This window comes from Nocardia sp. NPDC049526 (genome assembly GCF_044465765.1).
Classification (GTDB): Bacteria; Actinomycetota; Actinomycetes; order Mycobacteriales; family Mycobacteriaceae; genus Nocardia.
Map to the genome: position 1 here is coordinate 124,202 of NZ_JBITMA010000002.1, position 25,594 is coordinate 149,795.

Here is a 25,594-nt window from a genome sequence, read left to right on the forward strand (position 1 = left end):
GCCGCTGCGGCGTGGTCAGTGTGTGATGAGGCTGTCGAGTTCGTCGGCGAACAGCAGGGCGGGGTCGAACTCCATTCCGGTGAAATGCCCGGCGAGTTCGAGGGAGAGGACGCCGTGCAGCCGGGTCCATAAGGACACCGCTCGGTGCAGAGTTGCGGTTGGTACCGACTGGTCGGCGGCCCATCGGCGATGGTGTTCGAGATGGGTGTCGAACGGTGTCGCCGGTATGTCCGCGGGCAGCGCGGAGAACGCCTCGATCAGCATCGTCATGATCTCGTTCGAAATCTCGGTGGTGTCGTCGGGTGCGTGGTAGCCGGGGACGGGCGTGCCGTAGATGAGGAAGTATCGCTGGGGGTCGGCCAAGGCCCACTCCCGTAGCGCGTAGGCCAGTCCGGCCAGGTCGGCGCCGGAGTCTCGGGCCGCCCGCAAGGTGTCGGCGAGGCTGCGGTAGGCGTCGCGAATGAGTTCGGTGATCAGTTCGTCGCGACTGACGAAGTACCGGTACAGGGCGGGGCCGCTCATGCCCACCTGTTTGGCGATGGCGTTGAGCGACAGTGCGGACGCGCCCGCCGTGGCGATCTGCTGCCAGGCACACTGCTTGATCTCTGCCCGCATCTGCGCTCGATAGCGCTCCCGCGGGGTCTTCGCACCTGGGTTTGCCATGGACCGCTCCCTTCCCGGCTATACGCCACGCTCGTCGGTTAGAAGGTATCACTTTTGCTCTTGCTTCTCACCGAGAACGGGTTATACCCTCTAACCATTGCAATAGATGCTCACCGATTCGGGTGAGCCCGTCGATGAGGAGCAGAACCATGAACGACACTCGCCTGTCCGGTACCCCGAAGGCGCACGCCGACTCCGGCACCATCCGTCGCCGCGGGCGGACCGCCCTGCTCGGGGTCGCGCTGACCGCCGCATTCCTGAGCGCCACCGTCATCCCTGCGCATGCCGACGGCCCAGCTGACCCGGCTCCGCTGACCTGCGAGGGTGCGGGCATAGACACTGCCGCACCGATTCATTACCGGACCGAGGCCCTGATCGAAGCGCCGCTGGACGTCGTCTGGAATCTGCAGACCGACGTAGCACGCTGGTCGTCCTGGCAGAAGCCGGTCACCAGCATCGAGCGTCTGGATTCGGGGCCGCTGCAGGCTGGTTCGCAATTCCGGTGGACCACTCCCGCCCCCGCCACCGCGACGACCCCCGCGACCACCTTGACAATCACCTCTACCGTCCAGCAGCTGCAGCCGGCCCGGTGCATCCGTTGGAGCGGACCGGCGATCGGTGATGGGATGCGCATCGACGGCGGAATTCATGTCTGGACCTTCACCCCGGTGGACGGCGGCGTCCTGGTGCGCACCGAGGAGAACTGGAACGGAGCACAGGTCGAAGCGGACGTGCCGACCTCCACCCACTTTCTCGGCGCCGGTCTCGAGGCGTGGCTGGCCGACCTGCGGACCGCCGCCGAAACACAGCACTGACGGCTATTTCTCACCGGCTCCCGCCGTGAGACGATCGATGGCCGTCGGCGCGCACGTGCGCACGCATCCCGTGCAGGCCGAACAGGATAAGTAGTTCGACCACACCGCCGTCGGCACTACCGAGCCAGTGCGGCAAGGACGTGTCGAACTCGGCCGCCGCACCCGGCGGCAATATCAGGTCGCGCTCGCCGAGCACCAGCCGCAGGTGACCGTTGAGCACGTACAGCCATTCGAAGCCGTCGTGAGTCTGCGGGGTCGGCTCGAGCGGTTCCGGCCGAGCGGGAATGATCATCTTGAACGCCTGTATCCCGCCCGGCCGCCGGGACAGCGGCACGAAGATCATCCCGGACCGCCGGATCGGTTTCAGGTGTATCCGGGGGTCGCCGGTGCGTGGGGCGCCGACGAGGTCGTCCAGCGGAATGTCGTAGGTGCGGGCGAGCGGCAAGAGCAACTCGAGGGTCGCCCTGCGCTGTCCGCTCTCCAGCCGAGACAGGGTGCTCTCCGATACGCCGGTCGTCGCCGCGAGGTCGGCGAGGGTGGTGCCGCGGTCGCGCCGCAGCGCACGTAGCCGCGGCCCCACCGCGTCGAGCACGTCATCCGTTTCGGGATCCACGAGGCCATCTTGCCGGATCAGCAAGATTGCGTGCCAGGCCGTGGTGAGCGTGGCAAGACTGAGCGCGTGCCGACCATAGGAGGCTTGATGAGCACCACCACGCGCCGCCCACGTCGCGGCGACACCCCGCCGCCCCGGACCGGAAGCAGCGAGACCGAAGTCCTGCGCGGATTCCTCGATTACCTCCGGGCCGCGATCGCCGCGAAGGTCGACGGTGCACCCGAACCGCGGGTGCGAACAGCCGCAGTGCCGTCGGGCACGAATCTGCTCGGGCTGCTCCAGCACCTGACCTTCGTCGAACGCTCGATGTTCCTCGGGGACGACGTCACCGACTGGCAGGCGACATTCCAGGCCGCACCCGCCGACAGCGTGGCCGATGTCGTCGCCCGCTACCGAGATGCGGTCGAGCGTGCCAACGAAATACTCGACGGCTGCACCGATCTCGGCGCACCGGTCCCCCGGCCACGGCCGGGCCGTCCCGCTCCGAGCATCCGCTGGGCACTCACCCACATGATCGAGGAAACCGGCCGCCACGCCGGCCACGCGGACATCCTCCGCGAACTGATCGACGGCACGACCGGGCGCTGACTTCTACTTCAGGACAGGAACACATGATCACCACAAACCGGCCGCCGACACACCGCTTCCGCCGGATAGCTACCGTCGCGCTCACCCTGCTGATCACAGTCGGCACCGCAGCCTGCTCCACGCCGACCTCCGCCGACGTTGCCCCCTACGCTGTCGCCACCCAGGGAAATCCAGAGTTCGAGAACACCTTTCGGCACGAGTTCGCCGACATCGACGGCGTCCGTATGCATTACGTGACCGGCGGCAGCGGCACGCCGGTCGTGCTGATCCACGGCTGGCCGCAGACCTGGTACGGCTGGTGGCCGATCATGCCCGCACTCGCCGAGCACCACACCGTCTACGCCGTCGACCTTCCCGGATTGGGTGACAGCACCGGCTCACCGACCGGCTACGACAAAGCCACTCTGGCACGGTATGTGCACACCCTGATCGCCGACCGGCTCGGAGTGCGCGACGCCCGCGTCGTCGGGCACGATTTCGGCGCCGCAGTAGCATTCCAGTACGCCAGCCAATTCCCCGCCGACACCGCACGCCTCGGTTACCTCGACCTGCCGCTCCCCGGGCCCGCGATAGATGCGTCCACGTACCGCTCATTGAGCTGGCACATCGCCTTTCACTCTCAGCGGCGGATCCCGGAGGTGGTCGTCGGCGACGACGTCCGCGATTACCTGGCGCTGTTCTATCCCCAGGTCTCGTTCGGCGGCACGGCCTTCGGCGGCACCTCGGACCGGTCCCCGTTCACCGACGCCGACATCGACGAATACGCACGCACTTACAGTCGGCCCCAGGTCCTGTCGGGCGGCTTCGAGCTCTACCGCGCCCTCGACAAGGACGTCCACGACACCGTGGCAGCAGCACCGACACCAGTTCCGACCCTGCTCATGACCGCCCAGGGCCAACTCGACGCGGTCCGAGCCACAGTGGCCGCGCGCATGACAAACATCGTGCGGGCGGCCGACGTGCCGCACGCGGGGCACTGGCTCGTCGAGGAGAACCCTCAATTCGTCACCACCGAGCTATTGCGTTTCCTCGAGGGATAACCCCGCTATCAGGGGCGGAGCACATCGCCTCCAGCGAGGTGGTCATCGCGGCGACGACGGACTCGACCGTCGATCGATCGAAAAGCTCGGCTGCGTAGACCATCTCGCCGCGGATTCCGGCGCATTGTCCGTCTGGGTGGTATTCCTCCCGCAGGTTCAGCAGTAGCTCGAAAGGGGTTCGGCGCACCGCTACCGGCCGGTGCCGGATCGCGAATCCATCTGGGGCCGTGCCGGTGTCGAATCCGCGCAGATAGGTCACCATCACCTGGAACAGCGGATGATGGGTCCGGGACTGTGGCGGGTTCACCAGCGCGACAAGGCGATCGAAGGGAACTCCTTGTTCTCGTACGCGCCGAGGACACGCTCGCGGACCTGATGGACGAGTTCGCGATAGGTGGGCGCGCTCGACAGGTCGACGCGCACCACCGCGGTGTCGACCACGCACCCGACGACATCCTGCAGCCCTTCCGAATCGCGTCCGCTCAATGCCACCCCGATGGGCAGATCGGTGCCGGCGCCGTGACCGTTCAGCGCTATCGCGAGCGCGGTGTGTACCAGCATGTAGATGCTCACCCGGTAGCCGAGGGCAGTCCCGGCAAACCTGCGATGGGTGTCGGCGTCGACGAGAACGGGCACTGCCGCCGCCGTGTTCGCCCGCCGCTCAGCGCGGGGACGGTCGACGGGGAGCACCGGATGATCCGGCACGCCGTCGAGCATGGTGCGCCAGTACCGCGTCTGCTGCTCGGGCACCTGGGCCTCCGGGCCGAGCAGCTGCCTCAACCACATCGCATAGTCCGCGAATTGCGTTGCCGGACTGAGCCATTGCGGTACCCTGCCCGGCAGCCCGCGCCCGGTAGGCGGTCAGGAAATCACGCTGGAGAATGCCCATGGATTAGCCGTCGCCGGCAATGTGATGGACCACCCCGAACAAGATGTGATGCTCGCGCCCCAACCGGTACAGGCGGGTTCGCATCGGCTGCTGCACCGTCAGGTCGAACCCGTGCAGCATCTCCGATTCCATTGCCCGCTCGACACTGTCGATACCGTCGGCGTCCACGATGCGGAAATCCGGCCGCGCCGACCCGATCGGCGGAATCCGCTGCACCGGGCCGTCCACCGCATACGGCAGTACGGCGCACCGGATTTCGTGCCGGGCGACCAGATCGCCGATCGCCGCCCGAACCGCCCCCGCGTCGAGCGGTCCACGGATGTCGAGCGCGGTCGCGATCAGGTAGTCGGGTTGCTGTCCGCCGAGATAGTTCACCGTCCACAGGCGCAGTTGCGCGGGCGAGAGCGGAATCGGGGCGGTGCGGGGAACGTGCGCGAAGCCCGCCCGGGCAGTCCCCGTGCCGTGCCCGCGCCGATCGAGTGCCTGCTCCAGTGCGGCAATCGTCGGTGACTCGAACAGATCGCGCAGCGACACCCCGACGCCGAGTGCGGACCGGAGAGCGGCGACAACACGACCATCTCATACGGGTGCGTTGCGCCACCAGCGCTCGTAGAGGTCTTGGCCCGAGGTGCCGCCGGACACCCCCATGGTGCAGTTCGCCCGCGCGGGGTCGTCGAATCGCAGCAGCAACTCTCCCGTGCGCTCCGTCACGCCGGTGGTGTCGTACCAGCTGACGTGCCCCTGTCCCGTCGGCCGCTCCCAGCTTTCTGTACCGACCAAGGTTCCACCCAGCGACGGCACGAATTCATCGGCCGGTTTGTCGATCCCGCACCGCACCAGGATTCGGGAAACCGGATCTCGGTTTCCGTTGCAGGCCAACGAGTTCATCGAATCCCGCGTCTGTCTCGCGTCGATCGGCCGCTGATCGCCATCGATCGCGACGCATCTGAGGCCCTGATAACCGCTGTCCGCCTGCGTTTTCGGAAGCAGTTGCGGGAAGGCCTTGATCACCCGCTCGTGCGCCGCCCAGGAATTCGGGTCGACCGGTACCGTCGCGGACGGCACGCTCGACAGCGCGTCCGCCGGAGACGATGCCGGATGCTGGGTCGAATTACGGTTCAGCACAAAAATACTCGCGATCACCAAGACAGCCACCGCCGTCACGACACCGACCCCGATACCGATGTTCCTGCGCCGAGCCGGTCGGTCGCCCATCGCCGGAACCGGATCCTGAGCGACGCCGAAAGCCGTTGCCGCCGCGGCGGCGAGCGCTCCGCAGCTCGGGTAGCGCTGCTGCGGATCCTTGGCCAGCGCGCGAGCGATCACGTCATCGATCTGCCCGGGCAGTTCCGGGACGGTCGCGGTCGGCCGCGGCGGCGGATCCTGGAGGTGCGCCGTGATCACGGCACCGGTCGTCGCGCGCGGGAACGGTTTCGCGCCGGTCAGCAGTTCGTAGAGGGTGCAGCCCAGCGAGTAGACGTCGGCACGGTGATCGACCGCCGCTCCGGTCAACTGCTCCGGCGCCGCATAGGCAATGGTCGCCAGGATCGATCCCGCCTGGGTCAGCACCGTCGTCGCGGCCGCGGCCTTGGCGATACCGAAGTCGGTGATGGCGACCCGATCCGGTTGTCCTGGAATCGATTCGACCAGAATATTGGCCGGTTTGACGTCGCGGTGCAGCATGCCTGCCCGATGCGCGTGATCGAGGCCGCGAGCGACGGCGCCGATGATGTGCAAGACCCGCTGCGGGGACGGCGCTGCCGCGCGCCGGCGGATCAGTTCGGCTGCGTCGGGGCCGTCCATGAACCGCATCGCGATCCACAGCCGTCCGTACTCGATGCCTCGGTCGTAGACGCCGATGATGTTCGGATGATCCAGCCGGGCGGCGAGTTCGGCCTCACGGACGAAGCGGGCCCGGAACTCGGGATCCGTACTGTATTCCGCCGACAGCACTTTCAGCGCGTCCCGGCGCGGCAACCGGGGGTGCGCTGCCACATACACCGTTCCCATGCCGCCGCTGCCGAGCAACCGCTCGATCCGGTACCCCGCGAAAACCGTACCCGGCAACAACTTTCGGGCCTGGTTGCTATCCACTGCGCACCAGCAGCGCGTATTGGGCGGCAACCAGCTGATGTACGTCCGTCGGATTCCGGCCGACGATGGTCGCGGAGTACCGGCCGTAGAGGACATGGCAGAGGACCTGGGCCGGCCACTCGGGCTGCGCGTTGATGCCGTCGCGGCAATACACGTCCGGGACCCCGGCCGGTGCGGCGATTCTCTTGCTGGGGTCCGCCGCGCGCATCTCCTCGGTGAATACCCGGCGCGCACTGACGGCATCCGGAAACCGCTCGAGCAGGTTGTGACCGTTCATAGCAACGATTTCGATCGGTTCCTTGAAGCCGAGGTACTTCATCAGCCGGGTGGCGTGCGGGCCGAGCACCACACCGCTGATGCGGATGCCGGACGACCAGCCCGCATTGTCATCGGAGTCCGATGCGGTCACCGTCGGATACGACCAGTGCCCGGCACCGTAGGGCAGCAACCGCGACAGCATGCGGTCCTGATCCAGGGGCAAGTCGGCGAACCGATCCGGTGCGGTCTCATGGAAGTCGCGCAACCTGGGTAGCTGGACGTCGAAAGCCTTGCGCACCAGCCCGGTCAGGACCGCTTGATCCGGTGCGGTGTGCCCGGCCAGCACGCTGACGACGAACGACCCTTGCGCGATCGTCGCGGCCATGGTCGGCACCGCCGGGCGCCAGTGCACGAAGGCCGACGGGTACTCCGCGAGCCGTACCGGCACATTGTCCGGGCTGATCGCGGCATCGGTGGCGTCCATCTGCCGAGCCGCCAACTGCGCCGCCATGGGATCGGGAAAGCGCAGCAGGATCACCGTCAACAGCCGCCCGGCGCCGATCTTCGGCGGCGCGCCGCCGAAGTCGACATCGCTGCCACTGACCGCGAATCCGGCCAACATGCCATGCGATTCGAGCACGTCACGGACCCGCTCGGCCAGAATGCCCGCCGCCTTCAGCGGAGTCGGCAACGGCGCGATCCGGTCGACGACGCCGATGGTCAACGCCGGGTCGACCTCGACGGGGTCGAGCGCGGCTTCAGCCATCCGCACCGATTCCAGCACCCGCCCGTACTTGTCGGTGCTGGTACGGGGCGGCGACAGCGGGTCGACGCTGTTCGATCCGACGTCGAGCGCCGCCAGGTCGAGGTGTTCGGGCGTCGGCTGGCCGGGCCGCACACAGCCGCACAACACTGTCAGGGCCGCGGCCAATACGGCGACGGCTCGTATACCTTCAGCGCGCGAATACATCGGTACCCCTGTCATAGCGGTGCATTCAGCCACCACCGTTCCCGGAGCACGGAACCGGAGATGGCACCGCCTACGCGCAGGCGGCAGAAGTTGCGATCCGGGCGGTCGAACATCACGTCGAGTCTGCCTACCGTCACACCATCGTTCGTGGTGGCAGTTCCCCACCGGACCCGCCCGGCGGCGCCGTCGCGGGACCACAGCTCCTCCCCTTCCAGCTGCGTCATCGGGGACCAGTCGCGAATCGGCGTGCGGTCCGAATTGCACATGACGACAACCACTTCGGCCGGGTCCCGGTCGCCGAGACAGATAACGCCACCAGTCGGGACCTGCTGATCGAAGGAGATGAAGTTGTTGTTCTGGTCGGTATGCAGGCAGGTGTTGAGTTCCTGATATCCGACGGCGGCCGGTGCGACCGGCAGCAGGTTCGGAAAGGCCTCGGCGGCAAGGGCGGCCGCGCCCCAGGCAGCCGAATTCGTGGCGACCCAGGTCGGGGCAGCCTCGGACGATCCCGCGGAGTTGTCGCGACCGAGGCCGACGGCCAGCGAAACCACCGCCGTCACCAGCACAATCGCCGCGATCGCCGCACCGGTCGCAATCCTGCGGCGCCGCATCGCACGGAGGGCGGTTCCGCGGGCGGCATCGGCCGACCACGCCGCCTGTGCCGCCGCCGCCAACGCACCGCAGCTCTGATAGCGGTCGGCCGGATCCTTGGCCAGCGCCGTGGCAATGACCGAATCCAATTCGGTTGGTACCCGGGGATTGTCGAGACTCGGGCGGGGCGGCTCCTCGTGCAGGTGCGCGTACATCACCGCCGCCGGACTGCCGCGCAGATACGGCACCGAACCGGTGAGCAGCTGATACAGCGTGCAGCCGAGCGAGTACACATCGGCACGGTGATCGACCGTGTCACCGCTGATCAGCTCGGGCGGCGCATAAGCCAGCGTGGCGGTGAACCCCCCACCCTCGGACAGGGTTCCCTCCGCACCGGCGGTGCGCGCGATACCGAAGTCGGTGACCAGCACCCGATCCGGCTGCCCCGGCTCTTCGGCGAGTAGCAGATTCGCGGGCTTCACATCACGATGTTGCAGGCCGACTCGATGGATCTCATCCAACCCCTGCGCGGCCTCGGCCAGGATCCGCAGCGCGCGCTCGACCGGGACAGCCGCGTCGCGCCGGATCAGATCGGCGACATCACCGCCGTCGACGTACTGCATCGCGATCCATAGTCGTCCGTCGTGCTCACCACGGTCGCGCACCGCAACCACATTCGGATGCTGCAGCCGCACCGCGACCTCGGCCTCGCGCAGGAACCGCGCCCGGAATTCGGCGTCGCTCGCGTGCCGGTCGGACAGGATCTTCAGCGCATCGCGACGGGGCAGCCGGGGATGGCGCGCCAGATACACCTCACCCATACCGCCCGCGCCGAGCCTGCGTTCGATCCGATACCCGGCGAAATCCGTACCGTCCGCGACAGTCACCGGCGCCGCCCTCCTTCTCCTGCGCGATCAGAACGGTGCATTGGGCCACCAGCGGTCGTAGAGGTCCTGACCCGAACTACCACCGATCACGACAACCATGCAGAAGTTGCGTATGGGTTCATCGAATTCGAGACCGACAACCCCGATTCGCCCGCTGTAACCGACCATGCTCGACCAGACCACCCGGCCGCGACCGGAGGAACGTTCCCACCGCTGATCGCCGAGGACGACGACCCCCTCCTCGTTCACCAGCCTGTAGGGGCTCCGATTCGTCGAACACTGCACGTCCACATCCCGTATCGGGTTCTCGTTGCCGGTGCACCGCAGGTGGGCGATGCGTTCCGGCACCCGGTTGAGGTCGGCGGCGTTGCCCTTGTCGTCGATGGCTGCGCACCGGATGCCCTGATGACCGGTCCGGGTGGGTGTGGCGGGCAGCAACTGTGGCAGTGCGTCGACGACGAAGGCATATCTCCCCCAGGTCAATCCGCCGGCGCTGCTGGTCGGCGCGGTGGGATTCGCCGTAGTTCCGCTCGAATCACGGTTCCACACCACGACACTCGTGATCGCTACCACCAGCGCGATGACCGCCGCCGCGGCGACGGCGGCAGACCGCAGCCGCCGCAGCGAATTCGGCAGCGGCGGTGGCACTTTCGTTGTCGCCTTCGGCGCGGGCGGATGGGGGGCAGTCGGCAGCACGGCCGGAGGCGCGGGTAGCTCCGGCGGCCGGACCGCGAAAACGGTCTGCTCCACCGGGAACCCGAAGGCACTCGCCGCCGCGGCCGCCAGCGCCCCACAGGACGAATAGCGGTCGTCCGGATCCTTCGCCATCGCCCGGGCGATCACCGCGTCGATCGCGGCGGGCAGATTCGGCCGCGCCGCACTGGCCCGCGGCGGCGGCTGCATCAGATGGGCCTGCATCACCGCGACCACCGAATCGCGCGGGAACGGCTTTGCGCCGGTGATCAATTCGAAGAGGGTACAGCCCAGGGCATAGACATCGGCGCGGTGATCGACCCGCTGGTCGGCCAGCAGTTCCGGCGCGGCGTAGGCGAGCGTCGCCACGACCGTCCCGACCTCGGTCAGCGCGGTGCCGTCACCGGCAGCCCTGGCGATCCCGAAATCTGCCACCAACACCCGATCCGGAGCGCCCTCGAGGTGTTCGATCAGGATGTTCGCCGGTTTGACGTCCCGGTGCAGCATGCCGGACCGGTGCGCCTCGTCCAGACCACGCGCCGTCTCGGTGACGATGTGCAGTGCGCGTTGCGGCGCCACCGCGCCATCACGGCGGAGCAACTGAGCCGCGTCGATACCGTTCACGAACTCCATCGCGATCCAGAGCCGGCCGTGCTCGATACCGCGGTCGTGCACCGCGACGATATTCGGATGGTCCAGCCGGGCGGCCAGCTCCGCCTCCCGCAGGAACCTGGCACGGAATTCGTCGGCGGTACCGCAGTTCTCGGGCAGCACCTTCAGTGCGTCGCGGCGCGGCAGACGCGGATGCCGGGCCACATACACCGTGCCCATGCCGCCGGTGCCCAGCACGCGCTCGATCCGGTATCCGGCGAACATTGTTCCAGCAGTGAGTATTTCAACCATGCGCCTACTCGCTGTTCACCAGCAGCGCGTACTGCGCCGCAGCTCGTTGCTGCACATCCCGATAATCTCGGCTGAAAACCAGTGCGACATAGCGTCCGTGCCGGAGCAGGCAATCGAACCGGCTGGGGGTATCGCTGGAGTTCAGCGCATCCGTGCAGCGGACGTCCACGAGACCGGCCGGTGCCGGAACCTCCACTCGCCCTGCGGGGGTATTCAGGCGGGCGAAGTACTTCTGGGCGGTGGCCGCGTCGGCGAAGCGCATCAGCCGGTCGAAGCGGTTGATGCTGAGGAGTTCGACCGGCTCGTCGGTAGTTCCGTTGAAGCGCTCGGCACCGCGGGGTCCATACACGATGCCGCGGGCCTGGACCAGGCTGCCCCATCCCGCGTTCTCCGCCAAGTCGCCGAGGATCACCACCGGGAACGGCCAACGCCCGGGCGCTTCCGGCACCATTCGCCCCAGCATGCCGTCGCGATCCAAGGACAGTTCCGCGAACCTGTCGGGCGGCGTGGGCGCGAAGTCGCGCAGCAACGGCACCTGGACGTCGAATGCCCTGCGCGCCAGCGTGATCAGGGCATTCAGGTCGGGCGAGGTATGCCCGGCGAGCACACTGACGACAAACGCGTCCTGTGCCACCGTGGCCGCGACCGTCGGCACCGTCGGACGCCAATGACCGTGTGCCATTGGGTATTCGGGGATCGTGACGGCGACATTGTCCGAGCTCACCGCGGCATCGACGGTATCGATTTCCTGCGCGGCCCGCTGCGCCGCCGCAGCATCCGGGAAGCGCAGCACCATGACCTGTAGCAGTCGGCCGCCGCCGATAGCCACCTGCGACGGGGTGTCGGTAGCACCGACGCTGAAGCCGGCCAGCATGCCGTGCCGTTCGAGGACCGCGCGTACCGGATTGGCCAGCAGCGCGGCGGCTTTCGCCGCGGTAGGCAGGGGGACGGCTCTGCTTGCGCTGAGCGGGATCTGCAACGCCTGATCCACTTCGGCCGGATTCAGCATGATTTCCGCCATGCGCACCGATTCGAGCACCCGGCCGTGGTATTCGCTGCCGTGCGCGGGTGCGAGCAGCGGGTTGCGGCTGTACGGACCGACATCGAGGGTTGCCGGGCCCGGTCCGGGTACCGGATTCCCCGCTACCGTGCATCCCGAGGTGACGGCCAGCGCCACACCCCAGGCCACGGCCATGTACGCGACCCTCACAGCGGAGCCTCCGTCCACCAACGGGCCCGCAATTCAGCCCCGGTCGGGGAGCCGGTGACGACGATGTAGCAGAAGTTGCGGCCCGGGTCGTCGAAGTACAGCCGAAGGTGTCCCACCACCTTGCCCTCGACCCCGAGATAGGTTCCCCAGTGCAGATTTCCGCTGCCCGACGGACGGGTCCAGTGTTCGTCACCTTCGGCTCGATCGAAGGTGACCGGTGGGGCGATGGGCGAGCGGTCCGCATTGCACACCAGATCCAGCGTGATCACCGGTTCTCGGTTGCCCAGGCAGGTGATCCGGCCGATCGGTACGAAGACATCGACCGGGACGCCCTCGACCCGCTCGTCGACCGGCCGGCAGGCGTACATCTCCTGGTAGCCGGTGCCGAACTGGGAAGCGGGCAACAACTCGGGAAACGCCTGCGCGACATAGGTATACGCGCCCCAGGAAACCGCATCCACGCCCGTCTGCGGGCCGAGGACGGTCGCGCTCGACGACTGCCCGGTGGAACCGTCACGGCCGATTCCGACCAGCACCGCCGTCGTCACCGCGACCAGCACGGCGGCGGTCAGGGCGGCGCCGATCATCAGTCGGCGTCGCCGGGTCGCCGAGCGGGATGGCCGGCCGGCCGCCGCGATCCGGACCGTTGTCTGCGCTGCCGCTTCCGCCGCAGCCGCCAACGCACCGCAGCTCGCGAACCGCTCGGCCGGATTCTTGGCGAGCGCGGTGGCGATCACCTCGTCGAATCCCGGTGGCGTCCCGGCGTTTTCCAGCGTGGGCGGGGACTCGTGCAGGTGCGCGTACAGCACCGCGGCCGGGGTGTCGCGGGCGAACGGCACCGACCCCGTCAACAGCTCGTACAGCAAGCAGCCGAGCGCGTACACGTCGGTCCGATGATCGACCGGCTCACCGCTGATCTGCTCGGGTGCGGCGTAGGCCGGCGTCGCGCTGAGCCCGGCGCCGTTCGATGTCGTCGGTTCGTCGGCGGACCGGGCAATGCCGAAATCGGTGACCAGCACCCGATCCGGGCGTCCGTCCCGTTCGGCGACGAGTATGTTGGCCGGCTTGACATCCCGATGCAGCAGGCCCGTGCGGTGCAGCGCGTCCAGCCCCTTGGCGACCTCGATGATGATCCCGACCACCCGGTCGAGCGGCAGCGCGGCGGGTCCGCGCCGGATCAACTGGGCGAGATCGACGCCGTCGACATATTGCATCGCGATCCACAACCGGCCGCCGTGCTGGCCGCGGTCGCGCACCGCGACCAGGTTGGGATGGTGCAAGCGCGCCGCGATCGAGGCCTCGCGCAGGAATCGGGCGCGGAACGCGGGATCGCCCGTGTGCCCGGCGGACAGGATCTTCAGCGCGTCCTTGCGGGGTAGGCGCGGATGCTGGGCGAGAAACACAGTGCCCATGCCACCCATGCCGAGGCGTCGTTCTATGCGATACCCGGCAAAATCCATGCCCTCAGTGACAGTCAACCGCACTGCCTTCCCGACCGAATTGCGCCGGGACCCTTCCGGCGCATGTCGGCTGACCATCCGCGAGATCGTGCGGTGAGGCGGGAGCCGATTCGGAACGGCGCAGCCGACCGGGCGACTATAACAACAAGGTGGTAATCACCACAGCAGAGAACATCGAGCCGCGCGAGTGCGGTGGAAAGCCCAGTGCGCCTGGTGAATCCGACACCTCGGACGAGTATGCCGGTCCGGAGGCCACCGCCGACTTCAGTACGGGATGGGCTTGTTCTCCTCGGCCCAGGCCCGCTCGATATCGCTGCCGATCGGCGGCGGGAATAGCCCAGCGATCATCCACGTGTCGCGGGCCACCTCGTTGATATTGAATTCGAGGTACAGGCCCCGGTCGTGCGTATAGGGGGCCATGAGGGTGTCGAGGCCGCGGGTCATGCGCTTTCGCATTTCGGGGTCGTCGAGTTGACGGGCGAGGTGGTCGATCGTGACGCGCACCGAGCCGGCGCTGGGTTTGCCGCCCACGTAGAAGGAGTCGGCGGGGAGTTCGTGGAACAGGGCTACGGCGTAGAACTCCGGGAGCCCGACGCGGGCGTAGTAGGCGGTGATGTCCCGGGCGAAGTTCTGCTTGTCCTCGGGGGTGTAGGTGTTCGCGGGGTGGTAGATGTGCCAGAGCGGCATGGCGAATTCCTTTGGGCGAAGCGGTGTCTCAGCGGCGGAAGGGAAGGACGAGATTTTCGACGGGGCCGGAGAGGGATGCCTTCACCTGCCGGGTGAACTCATCGACCAGAACTTCGTGCGCACCCTGTTCCAGGCCATCGGCGACCGCGGCGGCGACCGTGGCGGGGCTGAGCTTCACGGTATCTATGGCCTTCACCATGTCGGTCTCGGCGAAGGCGAGGTGGACGCCGACGACCTGGGTGCCCTGTGCCGCCAGTTCGATGCGCAGGGAGTTGGTCAGAGACCACAGGGCGGCCTTCGACGCGCCGTAGGCCGCGGCCCCGGAGCTCCAGGACAGCACGGAGTGGATATCCACCAGTGCGCCACCACCGTTGGCGGCGAGGATGGGGGCGAAGGCCTGGGCGATGCGCAGGGGACCGAAAACGTTGGTCTCGAATGTTTCGACCACATCGGCCATTTCGGCATGCAGTAGCGGCGCTGGACGCAGCACACCCGCGTTGTTGACCACAATATTCACATCAGTGGCCCGATCCGCCACGGCCGCAACCGAATCCGGGTCGGTGACCTCCAATTCGAGCGGGACGATGCGAGAGTCATCGCCCGCCTCGGGCTTGCGGGCGGTGGCGTAGACCTTGGCCGCGCCACGCGCCAGGAGCTCCTCGGTGAATGCTCGCCCGAGGCCGCGCTGCCCGCCGGTCACCAGGGCGATAGCACCTTCGATTCTGGTCATGTCTGCCTTCCTGATTCGTTCGCGTCCTAGCTGACTATATATAACTATAGCCAACATATCGATGGCCCGATAACGCGAGCCTCCAGCGCGGCATTCACCGCGGCGGGTCAGCGGCAGAGGGTGGCGCGGGCACAGCTGGAGCATTCCTGCCATGCCCTGATATCGCTGAGATGTTCGAATCGACGCGGATGGGCGGAGGGCGTCGGCAAGCGGAACTCAGCGCTCGTTCGAGCCCAGTTCCGGAAACCGATCGAGCAACTGAGCCAGGCAGCGGCGCACCTCGCGCATGTCCCGATCCAGCAACCGGGCCTCGGTGGTCGCCCGCGGCGCCCCGCGCCGGGTCAGCCGAGTTCGCAGCATCGCATCCAGGGCAGCGGCCTCGGCTTCGAGCAAGCTGTAGAAGACGCGCGCCTGCGCCACATCGGATTCGTCATGCACTCGATGCTCGCGTCAGGCCGTCCGTCCCGACAGGTATCGAGCAGTTCGACATTCGTACATCTGACAGACACCCATGATTCATATTGTCCGGTGTCTGCCCGTTGGTCAATCGGTCGACTCATAGCCGGCGGTCCGGCTCCGTCAATGATTGCCGAGGAAATCCTGGAGCAATGCCGTGATCGCCGTCGGCTGTTCCAAACTGCTGGTGTGGCCACAATCCGCGACGGTGTGCAGGCGAGCGGCCGGGATCAACTCGGCGATACGCTCGGATCGTGCAGGCGGCGTCGCCGTGTCGTCGGCGCCGACGACGACGAGCGTCGGCATCGTGACGGCGGTGATCTCATGCTCGACCGACGCACGATCGGCAACGCCGAGGACCGCCTTGCGCACGGCTGCCCGATCGCAGCGCCCTAGGCGGGCGGCCCACTCGTCGATCGCGGGTCTGTTGGCTGGGTTCGCGAGGAAACTCGGACCGAAAAGGTGGGGTTCGATCTTGCCGAGAATCGGTCGGGCGCCGAACAGTCGCAATGCGAGCGCCAGCCGCTTGTACTCGCCGATCTTGTTCGGATCTTCTGGCTCGGCGCTGCTGTCCAGCAACGTCAGTGTGCGCAGCAGCGCCCCGTGACGCGCCGCGATTCGCTGCCCGATGAAGCCGCCCATGGACAGACCGACCCAGTGCGCCGGAGCGAGCTCGAGGCGCCGGATCACCGCGACGGCATCGCCGGTGAGGGTGTCCATGTCATAGCCGCGGGTGGTTGCCGCAGTCGCGCCCTGTCCTCGCCAGTCGATCGTGATGCAGCGGTAGTGCTCGCGCAGGACCTCGATCTGCGGCTGGAACATCCAGCCGCCGAACAGCAGTCCGTGGCCGAACACCACGGTAGCCGCCTCCGGCCGACCGGCCGGGGCTCCGGTGTCGGTGTAGGCGATCGGTGCGCCATCGATCGTTATCGTCGGCATGAGTCTGTCCGTCTCCCGAAAAACTATGCGCTACACCGAGATCGACAGTTCGGCGGGGCCACGCACATTGATCCGGCCGTTCCAGCGCAGCTCCTCGATGACGGCGTCGGGGAAGCGCGCCACGAAGTGCGAGAAGGCAACTCGGGCCTCGAGCCGAACCAGCGCTGCACCCAGACAGCGGTGGATGCCCGCACCGAACGAGAGGTTCTGCTGCGCGTTCGGCCGATCGAGGCGCAATTCGTCGCCGTCCGCGCCCCAGAACTCCGGATCACGATTGGCGGCGGCGACACAGGCGAGCACCAAACTGCCGGGCGGGATCTCCGCGCCGCCGATCGGCAGAGGTTCGACAGTGATCCGGCGCATCAGTTGCACCGGGGTGTCGTATCGAAGCAGTTCCGCGACGGCGTTGTCGGCCAGTCCCGGGTCTTCCCGGAGCCGCCGGGCCTGGTCGGGATGTCGCAGCAGGGCAAGGATCCCGCCCGCGAGATGGTTCACGGTCGTTTCGTGGCCCGCGATGTAGAGCAGCATGACCTGGGCGACCAGTTCGTCCTCGCTCAAGACATCGCCCTCGTGCTCGGCGGTGATCAATCTGGTCAGCAGGTCGTCGCCGGGGGCGGCGCGTTTCCAGCGGACCAGCTCGCCGACCATCGCGAACAATTCCTGGTTGGCCGACCGGACTCTGGCCTGCAGGTCCGGATCGGAAAGGGGTTCCAATGCGAGCACCAGAATTGCGGTGAGTTCGCGCAGCCGGGTGTGCTCCACTACCGGGACACCCAGCATCTCCGAGATGATCCCGAACGGCACCGGAAACGCCAGCTCCGCAACGACATCCGCGGTGCCCGCCTCGGCGATGCGATCCAGGGCGGCGTCGACGAGTGCCTCGACCCTGGGCTGCAACTCCTCGATTGCGCGGGTTGTGAATGCCTTGGCGACGAGGCGGCGCAGGCGGGTGTGATCGGGCGGATCCCGGTCCAGCATGGATAGTCCGCGCATCATGCGGTTTTCTTTGCCGAGCCTGCTGCTGTCACTCTTCCACGACGGCAGCCGGGTCAAGTACTGCTCGTCGACGGACTGCGCCGAGCGCTGCAGCCCGGCGACATCCTCGTACTTCGACACGATCCAGAACCCGAGCGGATGTTCGTGCGTGGGTGCGGTGGTGCGCAGCCGGGCATAGTGGGGATAAGGATCCGCGGCGAACCCCGCGGCGAACGGGTCGAACACGAATGCGTCGGAGGTCATGGCCACTACTCCCGGTCCGATTTGAACAGCTTCACGTTTCGCATGGTCACAAGTGCTGTGGCGCAGAGTGTTTCGGCGTCGACGTCGACCGAGTAGACCTCTGCCGCGGCGATCGTGATGAGCGTGCCCGGCTTGATCACCCGGCCGCGGGCGACGACCTTCGGGCCCTTCGCCGGGGCGAGAATCTTCACCGTGTAGTCGATCGTCATATTCACCCATCCCGGCTGCAGCAGGGTCCCAGCCGCGGAACCGGCGGCGAAATCCGCCAGCGAACCGAGCACGCCACCCTGGAAGAACCCGTCGTGCTGGGTGAGTTCCTTGCGATACGGCTGGACTATCTCGGCTTCGCCGGGAGCCACCCGCCCGAATTCGAAACCCAAATGTTGGGCAGCCGGCATGCTGAGCACCGCGCCTGTCACGGCCGCTTCGAAATCGGGGTTTTCCGCTTGCCAGATCTGCATGTGCTCAGCTCCTTGCTCGAAGTTCCGCGGATTCTCCGCCGCGCGGTGACCAGGTCCCGAATCCGCCTGCCAGATACCGTTTTCTGGCTGCTGAACGCATGATCTTTCCACTGCTGGTCTTCTGCACCTGACCGGCCGGGGTCAGCACCACCTCGCCGATGGCCAGTTCGTGTTCCTGGACGACCGCCGTCCTGATCGCGCCCACGATGTCGGCGACATCGGCCTCCGGCGCGGACGCACGCTTGACCTCTTGCACCACGACGAGTTTCGCACCGTCACGCCCGGGCACCGAGAACGCCGCACCACCGCCGATCCGTAACGCGGGATGCGCGGCCTGAACGGTGTGTTCGATGTCGTGCGGGTAGTAGTTCCGCCCGCGAACGATGATCAGGTCCTTTAGCCGCCCCACCACGTACAGCTCACCGTCCACCACTACACCCAGGTCGCCGGTGCGCAGGTAGGTTCGTGTGGAATCGTCGACGCATCGCGCGTGGAAGGTCTCGGCAGTCGCCTCGGGATTCTCCCAATAACCCTGTGCGACATGGTCTCCCGACACCCAGATCTCGCCGATCCGATCCGGCGGGCAGGACTGCCCGGTTTCGGGATCCACGATGCGCAGTTCTTGCTCTGCAAGCACACGCCCCGAGCCGACAAGGGTGCGGGCCCGGCCCGCGACGGCATCGGCGTAACGCCCGCAGCCGAGCACGTCGGGATCGACATCGAGCGTCAGCGGACCGCGCCCTTTCCGGCTGCCCGCGACGAGCAGGCTGGCCTCGGCGAGGCCATAGCACGGATACAGCGCCCGAGCATCGAACCCGTGCGGTGCGAAGGTTTTCGCGAACCGGGACAACGTCTCGGCGCGGATCGGTTCGGCGCCGTTGAACGCCACCTTCCAGCTGCTCAGATCCAACTCGGGCACCTCTCCCGCGGCGCGCGCGACACAGGCGTCGAATGCGAAGTTGGGGCCACCGCTGGTGTGCGCGCGATACCGGGAGATGACCTCCAGCCACAGCAGCGGTCTGCGAATGAACGTCGTCGGCGACATCAAGATGCTGGTCGCACCCACATACAGCGGCTGCAGCACGTTGCCGATCAAACCCTGGTCGTGGAAGAAGGGCGCCCAGCCGACCACCGTCGAGTCCCGGTCGTGGCCGAATGCCTGCCGAATCATCTCCTCGTTCGCCATCAAGTTCCGATGCGTGACCATGACCCCTTTGGGAGCCGCGGTGGAACCGGACGTGTACTGCAGGAACGCGACGTCGTCGAGCTCGGCGACGGTGGGCGTGACGCCCGCCCCCGCCGCGGGCAGATCGTCAACGGCAAGCCAATGCCGGGCCGCGCAGATCGGCGCCAGCGCCGGGCGCAGCATCGCGATCATCGCACCGAGCGTCAGCACCGCGACGGGCCCGCAGTCGACGGTGATGGCTCGGGTCGCCTCCTGCACCTTGTCGCGGCGCGGCGGATTCACCGGCACCGCGATGACGCCCGCGTAGAGGCAACCGAAGTACGCGACGATGAAATCCAGGCTCTGCGGGAACACCAGCAGCGCGCGGTCCCCCGGCACGCACCGGGATTCGAGCTCCGCGGCCACCGCCAGCGCCCGGTCGTGCAATTCGCGGTAGGTCAGTGCGGTTGTCTCTGAACCGTTCTCGTCCAAGAACACATAGGTGGTCCGGTCCGGCTCGGCGGCGGCGCGGCGCTGGAGGATGTCGGGAAGCAAAATGGTGTGCGGCATGTCGGTCCTCACAACAATGCGGCAGTCATCGCCGCCGCGATGGCCACTCGATGCCGATGGTGGAAGTAGTGGTCGCCGGAAAATCCGTGGATCGCGAAGCCGCCGTTGGTCAGCTCGTGCCATGCCGCGATCTCGGCCGGGTCGACCACCGGGTCCTCGGTGCCGTAGAACGCCGTGATCGGGCAGCCCAGCCCGGGCAGCGGCTGATAGTGGTACTCCTCGGAGAGCTCCAGGTCGGCGCGGGTCAGCGGTAGTGCGTAGCGCAGGAAGGTGGAGCTGCGTCCCGCCGCACCCCATGCGTTCATCGCGGTGAGCGCCGCGGCGAAATCGTCTTCGGCCAGGTGGTGAATCGGTGTGCGGCTCGAAAACAATTGCGGCGCACGGCGGCCGGAAACGAACAGGTGCGTCGCGGGTTTGCCCGCCGCCGCGAGCGCGCGGGCCAGCTCGAACCCCACCAGCGCTCCCATGCTGTGGCCGTAGATCGCCACTCGCGCGCCGCCCAGCTGCTCGAGCTGCGGCAGTAACCCGTCCACCGCGTCGCCGACGCGTCGCAGCGCCTGCTCGCCGGACAGATCCTCCCGGCCGGGGAGCTGGACCCGGACCGTGGCGATGTCCGACGGGAACAGGCCCAGCCAACGGTTGAACGATGACGCGCCCGCACCAGCGTGCGGTATGCAGACCAACTGCACGGGCGCCTCGGCGCGCTCCTGCCGCAGCCACGTCGTCGTCGATCGCAGGACGGTCATCGGACGCTCCGGAGTGTGACCGGTAGGTTTTTCAACCCACGAACAATGAAACTGTGGTCCTGCCATTGCAACTCGCCATCCGGTAGCTCCAGGTCCTGCGAGTGCCGGTACAAGTATTCGAAGGCGATCTCGGCCTGCAGTTCGGCGAGCAGCCCACCCAGGCAACCGTGCATGCCGTGGCCGAAGGCGAGATGATCCCCGGCGGTGCGGGTCAGATCGAACTCGTCGGGTCGGTCGAAGACGGCGGGGTCACGGTTGGCGGCGCCCAGGCACACCAGGACTTGGTCGCCGGCCGAAATCCGATTCCCATCGATGTCGGCATCGCGGGTGGCCAGGCGCTTGGTCAGCTGCAGCGGACAGTCGTAACGCAGCGCCTCCACGACCGCGGCCCTGACCAACGCGGGCCTGCGCCGCAGCAGCGCGGCCTGATCCGGATGCCGCAGCAGTGCCAGCACACCGTTACCGATCAAGGATTTCGTAGTCTCGTTGCCCGCGACGAAGCACATGATGCAGACGAAGATCAGTTCCTCGTCGCTGAGCATGTCGCCCCCCGCCGTGCGCGTGGCGAGCAGCCGGCTGATCAGGTCGGCGCCGGGCTGGGACCGGCGCTCGGCGAGCACCCCGTCCAGGGCGGTAGCGAACTCTTCGACCACCGCACAGACGCGCGTGAAGTCCTCGGCCTTCATCAGCCCTGGTTCCAGTAGGAACCGAATGTCGTGGGTCCATGGGCCGACCCGTTCGCGCAGGTCGCCGGGGAGGGCCATCCATTCACACAGCACCGTCACCGGCAAGGGCGCAGCCAACTCGGTGATCACGTCCAAGCCGCCCGCGTTCCAGGCTCGCCGCATCAGATCCTCGGTGACCCGCGCGACGAGAGGGCGCAGGTCGGCGACCGCCCGGGCGGTGAACACCCGATTCACCAGTCCGCGCAGCCGCGCATGGTCCGGATTGTCGGTGAATACCAACGACTTCCGGCCCAGCCGCTCGATCCGCGCGACATTCTGCTGCCCGAGTCGCTCGGCCTGCTCGCCGACCAGCCGCGGAATCAGTCCGGCGCCGAACGAGCGGTCGTGCAGGACCCCGCGCACATCGCTATGCCGGGTGAGCACCCACATCCCCAGTGTCTTGTGCACCGGCTGCGCCTCACGAAGCTGCCGGTAGAGGGGGTAAGGGTCGCGGCGGAACTCCGCGCTGAAGGGATTGAACCGGACTCGTGGCCGAATCGGCTCGGCCTGGTCGTGTGTTCGCACCGTCATCCGGCCCGCACTCCTCGGCCGGCGAAGAATCCGTTGCCATAGGGTGCCAACACGAGGCGCAGCAGGCCGATCTTGCCCATCCGGAAGCCGAGCGCGGAGAGCTTGAGGTAGCGCTCGTAGCGAGCGACCACCTCGGTGCCGACGATCTCGGCGGCTTCCGCACGGTTCGCCCGAAGTCTGCGCGCCCATTCCTCGCAGGTCCACGCATAGTCGAGACGCCCATTGGTAAGAGAGCGGATCTCGAAGACGCCTTCGGCCGCGGCCGCGATCTCGGCGAGCGTCGGCAGGTCCGCATCGGGGAAGATCTCCCGCTGCATGAACGTGCTCGCCTGCTCGCGCTCCATGTTGGCGTAGACGATCGACTGCAGCGACAGCACGCCGTCGTCGTTCAGCCAACTGCGGCAGCGAGTGAAGAACTCCCGGTAGACCCGGATCTTCTCGGCAGCCGAATCATCGGGCCGGGCAAAGTGTTCGAAGGCGCCGATCGAGATGATGCCGTCGAAACGGATGTCCGGCTCGTAGTGCGCCCAGTTCTCCAGCCGCACTTCGACGCCTGAAAGATCACGCGACCGCACGAACTCGGCCTGCTCGGCGCTGAGGGTGAGCCCGACCGACCGCGCGACCGCGTGCTGCTGCGACAGGCGTTGCAGGATCGCGCCCCACCCGCACCCGATGTCCAGCACCGCCGCGGCGCTGTCGGCGCCGATCGCATCCAGATGGAACCGCAATTTCCGTTCCTGAGCGGCTTCCAAGGTGTCGGCACTGTTCTCGCGCAACGCACAGGAGTAACTCAACGACGCATCGAGCCACAGCCGATAGAAGTCGTTGCCCGCGTCGTAGTGGTGCCGGATCGCGGCCGCCGCCGCATCAGCCCGATCGGCGCCGATCGTTGCGGACACGGCTACGCCACGCTCCGCCGGCTCTGCTCGTGCAGATAGCCGGCGATCGCGTTGATATTGGGGTTCTCGAAGAGGTCCTCGGGCGCCAGATCGACGCCATACCGCGCCTCGACTTCGATCAGCAACGCGACCGCAAGGGCGGAGTCGACTCCCATCCGGTCGAAGTCCGCGGCCGGATCAACCGCTTCCGCCGGAATCTCGAGCAAATTTCCGAGATATTCCCTGCACCACAGGACGATGGCGTCTCTACTCGTGTCCACTTTGTGCATTCCTCACGCTGCGTTACCGACGGGTTCAGAGTTTCCGGAAATACGTTTGGCGGCCATCCGCGGCGCGGACGGCATTTTCAGATCCGAGGCCAGACCGAGTATCTCGAGCAGTTTGACGAGCCAGAAACCGGGATCGGGCCGATACCAGTCCAAACCGAAGGACGGCGATTCGGGGAATGCGTGATGGTTGTTGTGCCACGACTCCCCCAACGTCACCAGTGCGAATATTCCGCCGTTATGGCTGTTCTCCCGCGATGCGTAGCGGCGGGTACCGAACATGTGCAGGAAAGAATTGATCGCCCAGACGATGTGCTCGAGTACGAAGATCCGCACCAGTCCGCCCCACAGCAGACCGCTCACTGCTCCGGTCCAGCTCAGCGAAACCAGCCCGCCGATCACCGTAGGGATGAGCAGCCCGAGCCCCACCCAGTAGTAATAGAGGCGGGCGATCCGCACCAAGCCGCGATCCTTGATGAGGTCGGGGGCGTAGTGCACGACGTTCGGATATTCGTGCCGGCGCATCCACAGGAAATGCGAATGCACAAGGCCCCGCAGCGTACCGCGTAGACCACCGCCGGAAAGGTTGGGCGAGTGCGGATCCCCTTCGCGATCGCTGTATTCGTGATGCCGCCGATGCAGCGCCACCCAGGACACCACGCCGCCCTGTCCGGCCATCGAGCCGAATATCGCCAGCAGCCCGGCGACCCACGGCACCGCCTTGAACGTGCGATGGGTGAACAGCCGGTGATAGCCGACAGTCACGCCGAGCCCGGTCACCAGCCACATCGAGAACAGCAGCACGAATTCGGTTACGCCGAACGGGTGTACCGCGAGAAACGCGAATGCGCCGACCGTGCCGAGAATCGGCAGAATATCGAACAGAAGGAAATGCCGACGCTGCAGCCGATGAATATACGGACTGCTGATCGTCTTCCTACGCGGCTCTGGCAAGTCGCCATTCGGATCATTATCTTCGGCCATCACTCGACTACACACCTCATCGTCCGAGCCCCGTTTTCGCCAGCGGGACTCCTCGACCGTAACCTCGGCGACCGGACCACCATCGGAGGACCGAGACCTGCCGATCGCAAGATCGAAATCGCTGATCGCGACCCGGTGTCGGTGCCGAACTACTCTGCAGGCAGATCAATGCCACGAGCGCGCCACAATATCCGCGCAACTGTCGCGGGCTTCAGCAACGTTTCGGGCGGGTCGACAAGATTGGCGACTCGCATGAACGTACGGGCGAGGGTGGGGTCGACGTGCGCGGCACGATGTGCACGCGTCACGTAGGAATTCAGCAAACGGATTCGAGGCGTCCGCCGCCCGATCACGCCGGGATGGTTCAAGTCGGCACCGGTGGACATCCGCCATGCCACATCGACGTGGCGCGCCGCATGGGTGTAGAACCGTGCCGGCAATCGGGCGGTGCCTTTTCGAAGGCATGCGCGGAGGGCAAGCGCCTGCTGCGCTGCGACGGTCATGCCCTGCGCGTAGAGCGGGTTGAAGCTGCAGAGCGAGTCGCCGAGTGCGATGAATCCGTCCGAATGCGTCGCGATTCGTTCGAAGTAATTCCGGACCGAACCGCGGAATCTGTGCGGTACCGGATCGCTCAACGGCTCGGCGTCGGTCACGATGCGGTGGATGTCGGGAACGGGCAGCGTCGCCGCGAACGCGGTGAAGCCGTCGTGATCGGTCGGTGGGTGATCGCCCAGCATCCCGCCCAGCGTCACGTGCCACTTGTCGCCCTCGACGACGATCGCACCACCACCGCGACGACCTGGCATGGTCGAAACGACCACGCCGAGTTGACCGTCCAGATGCTCGGGCTTGCGACGATAGGTGCGAGACGAGTAGCCGAGGTCGATGACGACGCTTTGTTGTTCGGGCGCCTGCGCGCCGATCACCCGCAGCCACTCGGGCGCGCGGGATGCGCGGCCGGTGCAGTCGACGACGAGCTCGGCCGCGATCGCCTCGGGGGCTGCGCCGGCCGCACTCACCAGTACTCCGGTGACCCGACCACCGTCGGCGACGAGACCGTTTGCCGCGATGCGTTCACGCAGTGTCACCCCGGGGAGTTCGATTGCTCGCCGCCGCAACTGGGACTCGAGCAGCGGTCGGCTGGCGAGCAAGGTGATAAGCCCCGTTTCGGTCGGCGCCGCACGCAGCCCACTCAGGTACCAGCGTGACCCGGCCAGCACCTCCGTTGTCGGTGCACCGGCGGCGACGACTTCCGCGGTCAATCCTGGGCAGAGCTGCTCGATGATGGCGCGCCCGCCCTCCATCAGGCCGTGCAGATGCCTGGCCTGGGGAACTCCCCTGCGCGCGTCGCTGCCTGCGAAGGTGTCACGCTCGAGCACCGTGACGCGTGGAAAATGTTCTGCGAGCACGATGGCGGTGAGCAATCCTGCGATGCCTGCGCCGACAACGACTGCGTGCGGGGAATTCGAATTCATCAGCCGAATAATCAATAACTCAGCTGCGCGTTTCAATTCATATCGAA

The 25,594-nt window shown here is 66.9% G+C and carries 27 protein-coding genes and 1 pseudogene; 3 read left to right on the forward strand and 25 right to left on the reverse strand.

Features of this window, described 5'->3' with window-relative positions:
- Positions 1-15: 15 nt before the first annotated feature.
- Positions 16-663: a TetR/AcrR family transcriptional regulator gene (locus tag ACIBW7_RS05415; protein ID WP_397044409.1), complete on the reverse strand. Its 648-nt coding sequence runs from the start codon at positions 661-663 to the stop codon at positions 16-18.
- A 149-nt stretch (positions 664-812) separates the two neighbouring features.
- Between ACIBW7_RS05415 and ACIBW7_RS05420 the strand changes: the two genes are divergently transcribed.
- Positions 813-1,478, forward strand: a complete 666-nt coding sequence (locus ACIBW7_RS05420) for an SRPBCC family protein (protein WP_397044411.1) — start codon at positions 813-815, stop codon at positions 1,476-1,478.
- 10 nt (positions 1,479-1,488) lie between these two features.
- On the opposite strand, the gene ACIBW7_RS05425 is transcribed toward ACIBW7_RS05420, so the two are convergent.
- Positions 1,489-2,091, reverse strand: coding sequence for a helix-turn-helix domain-containing protein (locus ACIBW7_RS05425; RefSeq protein ID WP_397044413.1), 603 nt, complete (start codon positions 2,089-2,091; stop codon positions 1,489-1,491).
- An 87-nt stretch (positions 2,092-2,178) separates the two neighbouring features.
- On the opposite strand from ACIBW7_RS05425, the gene ACIBW7_RS05430 reads away from it, so the two are divergent.
- Positions 2,179-2,679 (forward strand): DinB family protein, encoded by a 501-nt coding sequence (locus ACIBW7_RS05430; RefSeq protein ID WP_397044416.1) that lies wholly within the window; start codon positions 2,179-2,181, stop codon positions 2,677-2,679.
- A 23-nt stretch (positions 2,680-2,702) separates the two neighbouring features.
- Positions 2,703-3,719, forward strand: a complete 1,017-nt coding sequence (locus tag ACIBW7_RS05435) for an alpha/beta fold hydrolase (RefSeq protein WP_397044417.1) — start codon at positions 2,703-2,705, stop codon at positions 3,717-3,719.
- Here ACIBW7_RS05435 and ACIBW7_RS05440 read toward each other — a convergent pair.
- From ACIBW7_RS05440 to ACIBW7_RS05550, 23 genes and pseudogenes are all read right to left on the reverse strand, one after another.
- Positions 3,685-4,026 (reverse strand): hypothetical protein, encoded by a 342-nt coding sequence (locus tag ACIBW7_RS05440; RefSeq protein ID WP_397044419.1) that lies wholly within the window; start codon positions 4,024-4,026, stop codon positions 3,685-3,687. The two genes, ACIBW7_RS05435 and ACIBW7_RS05440, sit on opposite strands and share 35 nt — an antisense overlap.
- Positions 4,023-4,562: a condensation domain-containing protein gene (locus tag ACIBW7_RS05445; RefSeq protein WP_397045722.1), complete on the reverse strand. Its 540-nt coding sequence runs from the start codon at positions 4,560-4,562 to the stop codon at positions 4,023-4,025. The genes ACIBW7_RS05440 and ACIBW7_RS05445 overlap by 4 nt, the downstream gene beginning before the upstream one ends.
- Positions 4,563-4,611: 49 nt before the next feature.
- Entirely contained in the window at positions 4,612-5,109 is a 498-nt protein-coding gene (locus ACIBW7_RS05450; protein ID WP_397045724.1) for a condensation domain-containing protein, read from the reverse strand.
- Positions 5,098-5,166: pseudogene (locus ACIBW7_RS05455) on the reverse strand (hypothetical protein); the annotation flags it as partial. The gene ACIBW7_RS05450 and the pseudogene ACIBW7_RS05455, both read right to left, overlap by 12 nt.
- A gap of 21 nt (positions 5,167-5,187) precedes the next feature.
- Positions 5,188-6,702, reverse strand: coding sequence for a serine/threonine-protein kinase (locus ACIBW7_RS05460; protein WP_397044421.1), 1,515 nt, complete (start codon positions 6,700-6,702; stop codon positions 5,188-5,190).
- Positions 6,695-7,930 (reverse strand): hypothetical protein, encoded by a 1,236-nt coding sequence (locus tag ACIBW7_RS05465; RefSeq protein ID WP_397044423.1) that lies wholly within the window; start codon positions 7,928-7,930, stop codon positions 6,695-6,697. Before ACIBW7_RS05465 ends, ACIBW7_RS05460 begins: the two co-directional genes overlap by 8 nt.
- Before the next feature lie 11 nt (positions 7,931-7,941).
- Positions 7,942-9,408, reverse strand: a complete 1,467-nt coding sequence (locus ACIBW7_RS05470) for a serine/threonine-protein kinase (RefSeq protein WP_397044425.1) — start codon at positions 9,406-9,408, stop codon at positions 7,942-7,944.
- A 27-nt stretch (positions 9,409-9,435) separates the two neighbouring features.
- A complete protein-coding gene (locus ACIBW7_RS05475; RefSeq protein WP_397044427.1) occupies positions 9,436-11,004 on the reverse strand; it encodes a serine/threonine-protein kinase in 1,569 nt (522 codons plus the stop codon).
- Positions 11,005-11,008: 4 nt separating this feature from the next.
- The gene (locus ACIBW7_RS05480) at positions 11,009-12,214 is read right to left on the reverse strand and encodes a hypothetical protein (RefSeq protein WP_397044429.1); all 1,206 of its coding nucleotides are present in this window, start codon (positions 12,212-12,214) and stop codon (positions 11,009-11,011) included.
- Entirely contained in the window at positions 12,211-13,692 is a 1,482-nt protein-coding gene (locus ACIBW7_RS05485) for a serine/threonine-protein kinase (RefSeq protein WP_397044431.1), read from the reverse strand. The genes ACIBW7_RS05480 and ACIBW7_RS05485 overlap by 4 nt, the downstream gene beginning before the upstream one ends.
- A 246-nt stretch (positions 13,693-13,938) precedes the next feature.
- Positions 13,939-14,361 (reverse strand): tautomerase family protein, encoded by a 423-nt coding sequence (locus ACIBW7_RS05490; protein ID WP_397044433.1) that lies wholly within the window; start codon positions 14,359-14,361, stop codon positions 13,939-13,941.
- A gap of 28 nt (positions 14,362-14,389) precedes the next feature.
- A complete protein-coding gene (locus tag ACIBW7_RS05495; protein ID WP_397044435.1) occupies positions 14,390-15,091 on the reverse strand; it encodes an SDR family oxidoreductase in 702 nt (233 codons plus the stop codon).
- Between the two features lie 216 nt (positions 15,092-15,307).
- Positions 15,308-15,529: a hypothetical protein gene (locus ACIBW7_RS05500; protein ID WP_397044437.1), complete on the reverse strand. Its 222-nt coding sequence runs from the start codon at positions 15,527-15,529 to the stop codon at positions 15,308-15,310.
- 141 nt (positions 15,530-15,670) lie between these two features.
- Positions 15,671-16,486, reverse strand: a complete 816-nt coding sequence (locus tag ACIBW7_RS05505) for an alpha/beta fold hydrolase (protein WP_397044439.1) — start codon at positions 16,484-16,486, stop codon at positions 15,671-15,673.
- 30 nt (positions 16,487-16,516) lie between these two features.
- Entirely contained in the window at positions 16,517-17,725 is a 1,209-nt protein-coding gene (locus tag ACIBW7_RS05510; protein WP_397044441.1) for a cytochrome P450, read from the reverse strand.
- A 5-nt stretch (positions 17,726-17,730) separates the two neighbouring features.
- A complete protein-coding gene (locus ACIBW7_RS05515) occupies positions 17,731-18,186 on the reverse strand; it encodes a PaaI family thioesterase (protein WP_397044443.1) in 456 nt (151 codons plus the stop codon).
- A 4-nt stretch (positions 18,187-18,190) separates the two neighbouring features.
- Positions 18,191-19,921: a fatty acyl-AMP ligase gene (locus ACIBW7_RS05520; RefSeq protein WP_397044445.1), complete on the reverse strand. Its 1,731-nt coding sequence runs from the start codon at positions 19,919-19,921 to the stop codon at positions 18,191-18,193.
- Positions 19,922-19,929: 8 nt separating this feature from the next.
- Positions 19,930-20,667, reverse strand: a complete 738-nt coding sequence (locus ACIBW7_RS05525; RefSeq protein WP_397044446.1) for a thioesterase II family protein — start codon at positions 20,665-20,667, stop codon at positions 19,930-19,932.
- Positions 20,664-21,923 carry a cytochrome P450 gene (locus ACIBW7_RS05530; RefSeq protein ID WP_397044448.1) on the reverse strand — a complete coding sequence of 420 codons (1,260 nt, stop codon included), beginning with the start codon at positions 21,921-21,923 and terminating at the stop codon, positions 20,664-20,666. The genes ACIBW7_RS05525 and ACIBW7_RS05530 overlap by 4 nt, the downstream gene beginning before the upstream one ends.
- Positions 21,920-22,822: a class I SAM-dependent methyltransferase gene (locus ACIBW7_RS05535; RefSeq protein WP_397044450.1), complete on the reverse strand. Its 903-nt coding sequence runs from the start codon at positions 22,820-22,822 to the stop codon at positions 21,920-21,922. The genes ACIBW7_RS05530 and ACIBW7_RS05535 overlap by 4 nt, the downstream gene beginning before the upstream one ends.
- Positions 22,823-22,824: 2 nt before the next feature.
- The gene (locus ACIBW7_RS05540) at positions 22,825-23,082 is read right to left on the reverse strand and encodes an acyl carrier protein (protein ID WP_397044452.1); all 258 of its coding nucleotides are present in this window, start codon (positions 23,080-23,082) and stop codon (positions 22,825-22,827) included.
- A gap of 12 nt (positions 23,083-23,094) precedes the next feature.
- Positions 23,095-24,072, reverse strand: coding sequence for an acyl-CoA desaturase (locus tag ACIBW7_RS05545; protein WP_397044454.1), 978 nt, complete (start codon positions 24,070-24,072; stop codon positions 23,095-23,097).
- A gap of 149 nt (positions 24,073-24,221) precedes the next feature.
- Positions 24,222-25,547, reverse strand: a complete 1,326-nt coding sequence (locus tag ACIBW7_RS05550; protein ID WP_397044456.1) for an NAD(P)/FAD-dependent oxidoreductase — start codon at positions 25,545-25,547, stop codon at positions 24,222-24,224.
- Positions 25,548-25,594 lie beyond the last annotated feature (47 nt).

What these genes read in the sequence shown, in the direction of transcription:
- ACIBW7_RS05415 (WP_397044409.1), bottom strand. Translation starts at nt 663, where the DNA reads ATGGCAAACCCAGGTGCGAAGACCCCGCGGGAGCGCTATCGAGCGCAG.
- ACIBW7_RS05420 (WP_397044411.1), top strand. Translation starts at nt 813, where the DNA reads ATGAACGACACTCGCCTGTCCGGTACCCCGAAGGCGCACGCCGACTCC.
- ACIBW7_RS05430 (WP_397044416.1), top strand. Translation starts at nt 2,179, where the DNA reads ATGAGCACCACCACGCGCCGCCCACGTCGCGGCGACACCCCGCCGCCC.
- ACIBW7_RS05435 (WP_397044417.1), top strand. Translation starts at nt 2,703, where the DNA reads ATGATCACCACAAACCGGCCGCCGACACACCGCTTCCGCCGGATAGCT.
- ACIBW7_RS05465 (WP_397044423.1), bottom strand. Translation starts at nt 7,930, where the DNA reads ATGTATTCGCGCGCTGAAGGTATACGAGCCGTCGCCGTATTGGCCGCG.
- ACIBW7_RS05475 (WP_397044427.1), bottom strand. Translation starts at nt 11,004, where the DNA reads ATGGTTGAAATACTCACTGCTGGAACAATGTTCGCCGGATACCGGATC.
- ACIBW7_RS05490 (WP_397044433.1), bottom strand. Translation starts at nt 14,361, where the DNA reads ATGCCGCTCTGGCACATCTACCACCCCGCGAACACCTACACCCCCGAG.
- ACIBW7_RS05495 (WP_397044435.1), bottom strand. Translation starts at nt 15,091, where the DNA reads ATGACCAGAATCGAAGGTGCTATCGCCCTGGTGACCGGCGGGCAGCGC.
- ACIBW7_RS05505 (WP_397044439.1), bottom strand. Translation starts at nt 16,486, where the DNA reads ATGCCGACGATAACGATCGATGGCGCACCGATCGCCTACACCGACACC.
- ACIBW7_RS05510 (WP_397044441.1), bottom strand. Translation starts at nt 17,725, where the DNA reads ATGACCTCCGACGCATTCGTGTTCGACCCGTTCGCCGCGGGGTTCGCC.
- ACIBW7_RS05515 (WP_397044443.1), bottom strand. Translation starts at nt 18,186, where the DNA reads ATGCAGATCTGGCAAGCGGAAAACCCCGATTTCGAAGCGGCCGTGACA.
- ACIBW7_RS05520 (WP_397044445.1), bottom strand. Translation starts at nt 19,921, where the DNA reads ATGCCGCACACCATTTTGCTTCCCGACATCCTCCAGCGCCGCGCCGCC.
- ACIBW7_RS05525 (WP_397044446.1), bottom strand. Translation starts at nt 20,667, where the DNA reads ATGACCGTCCTGCGATCGACGACGACGTGGCTGCGGCAGGAGCGCGCC.
- ACIBW7_RS05530 (WP_397044448.1), bottom strand. Translation starts at nt 21,923, where the DNA reads ATGACGGTGCGAACACACGACCAGGCCGAGCCGATTCGGCCACGAGTC.
- ACIBW7_RS05545 (WP_397044454.1), bottom strand. Translation starts at nt 24,072, where the DNA reads ATGGCCGAAGATAATGATCCGAATGGCGACTTGCCAGAGCCGCGTAGG.
- ACIBW7_RS05550 (WP_397044456.1), bottom strand. Translation starts at nt 25,547, where the DNA reads ATGAATTCGAATTCCCCGCACGCAGTCGTTGTCGGCGCAGGCATCGCA.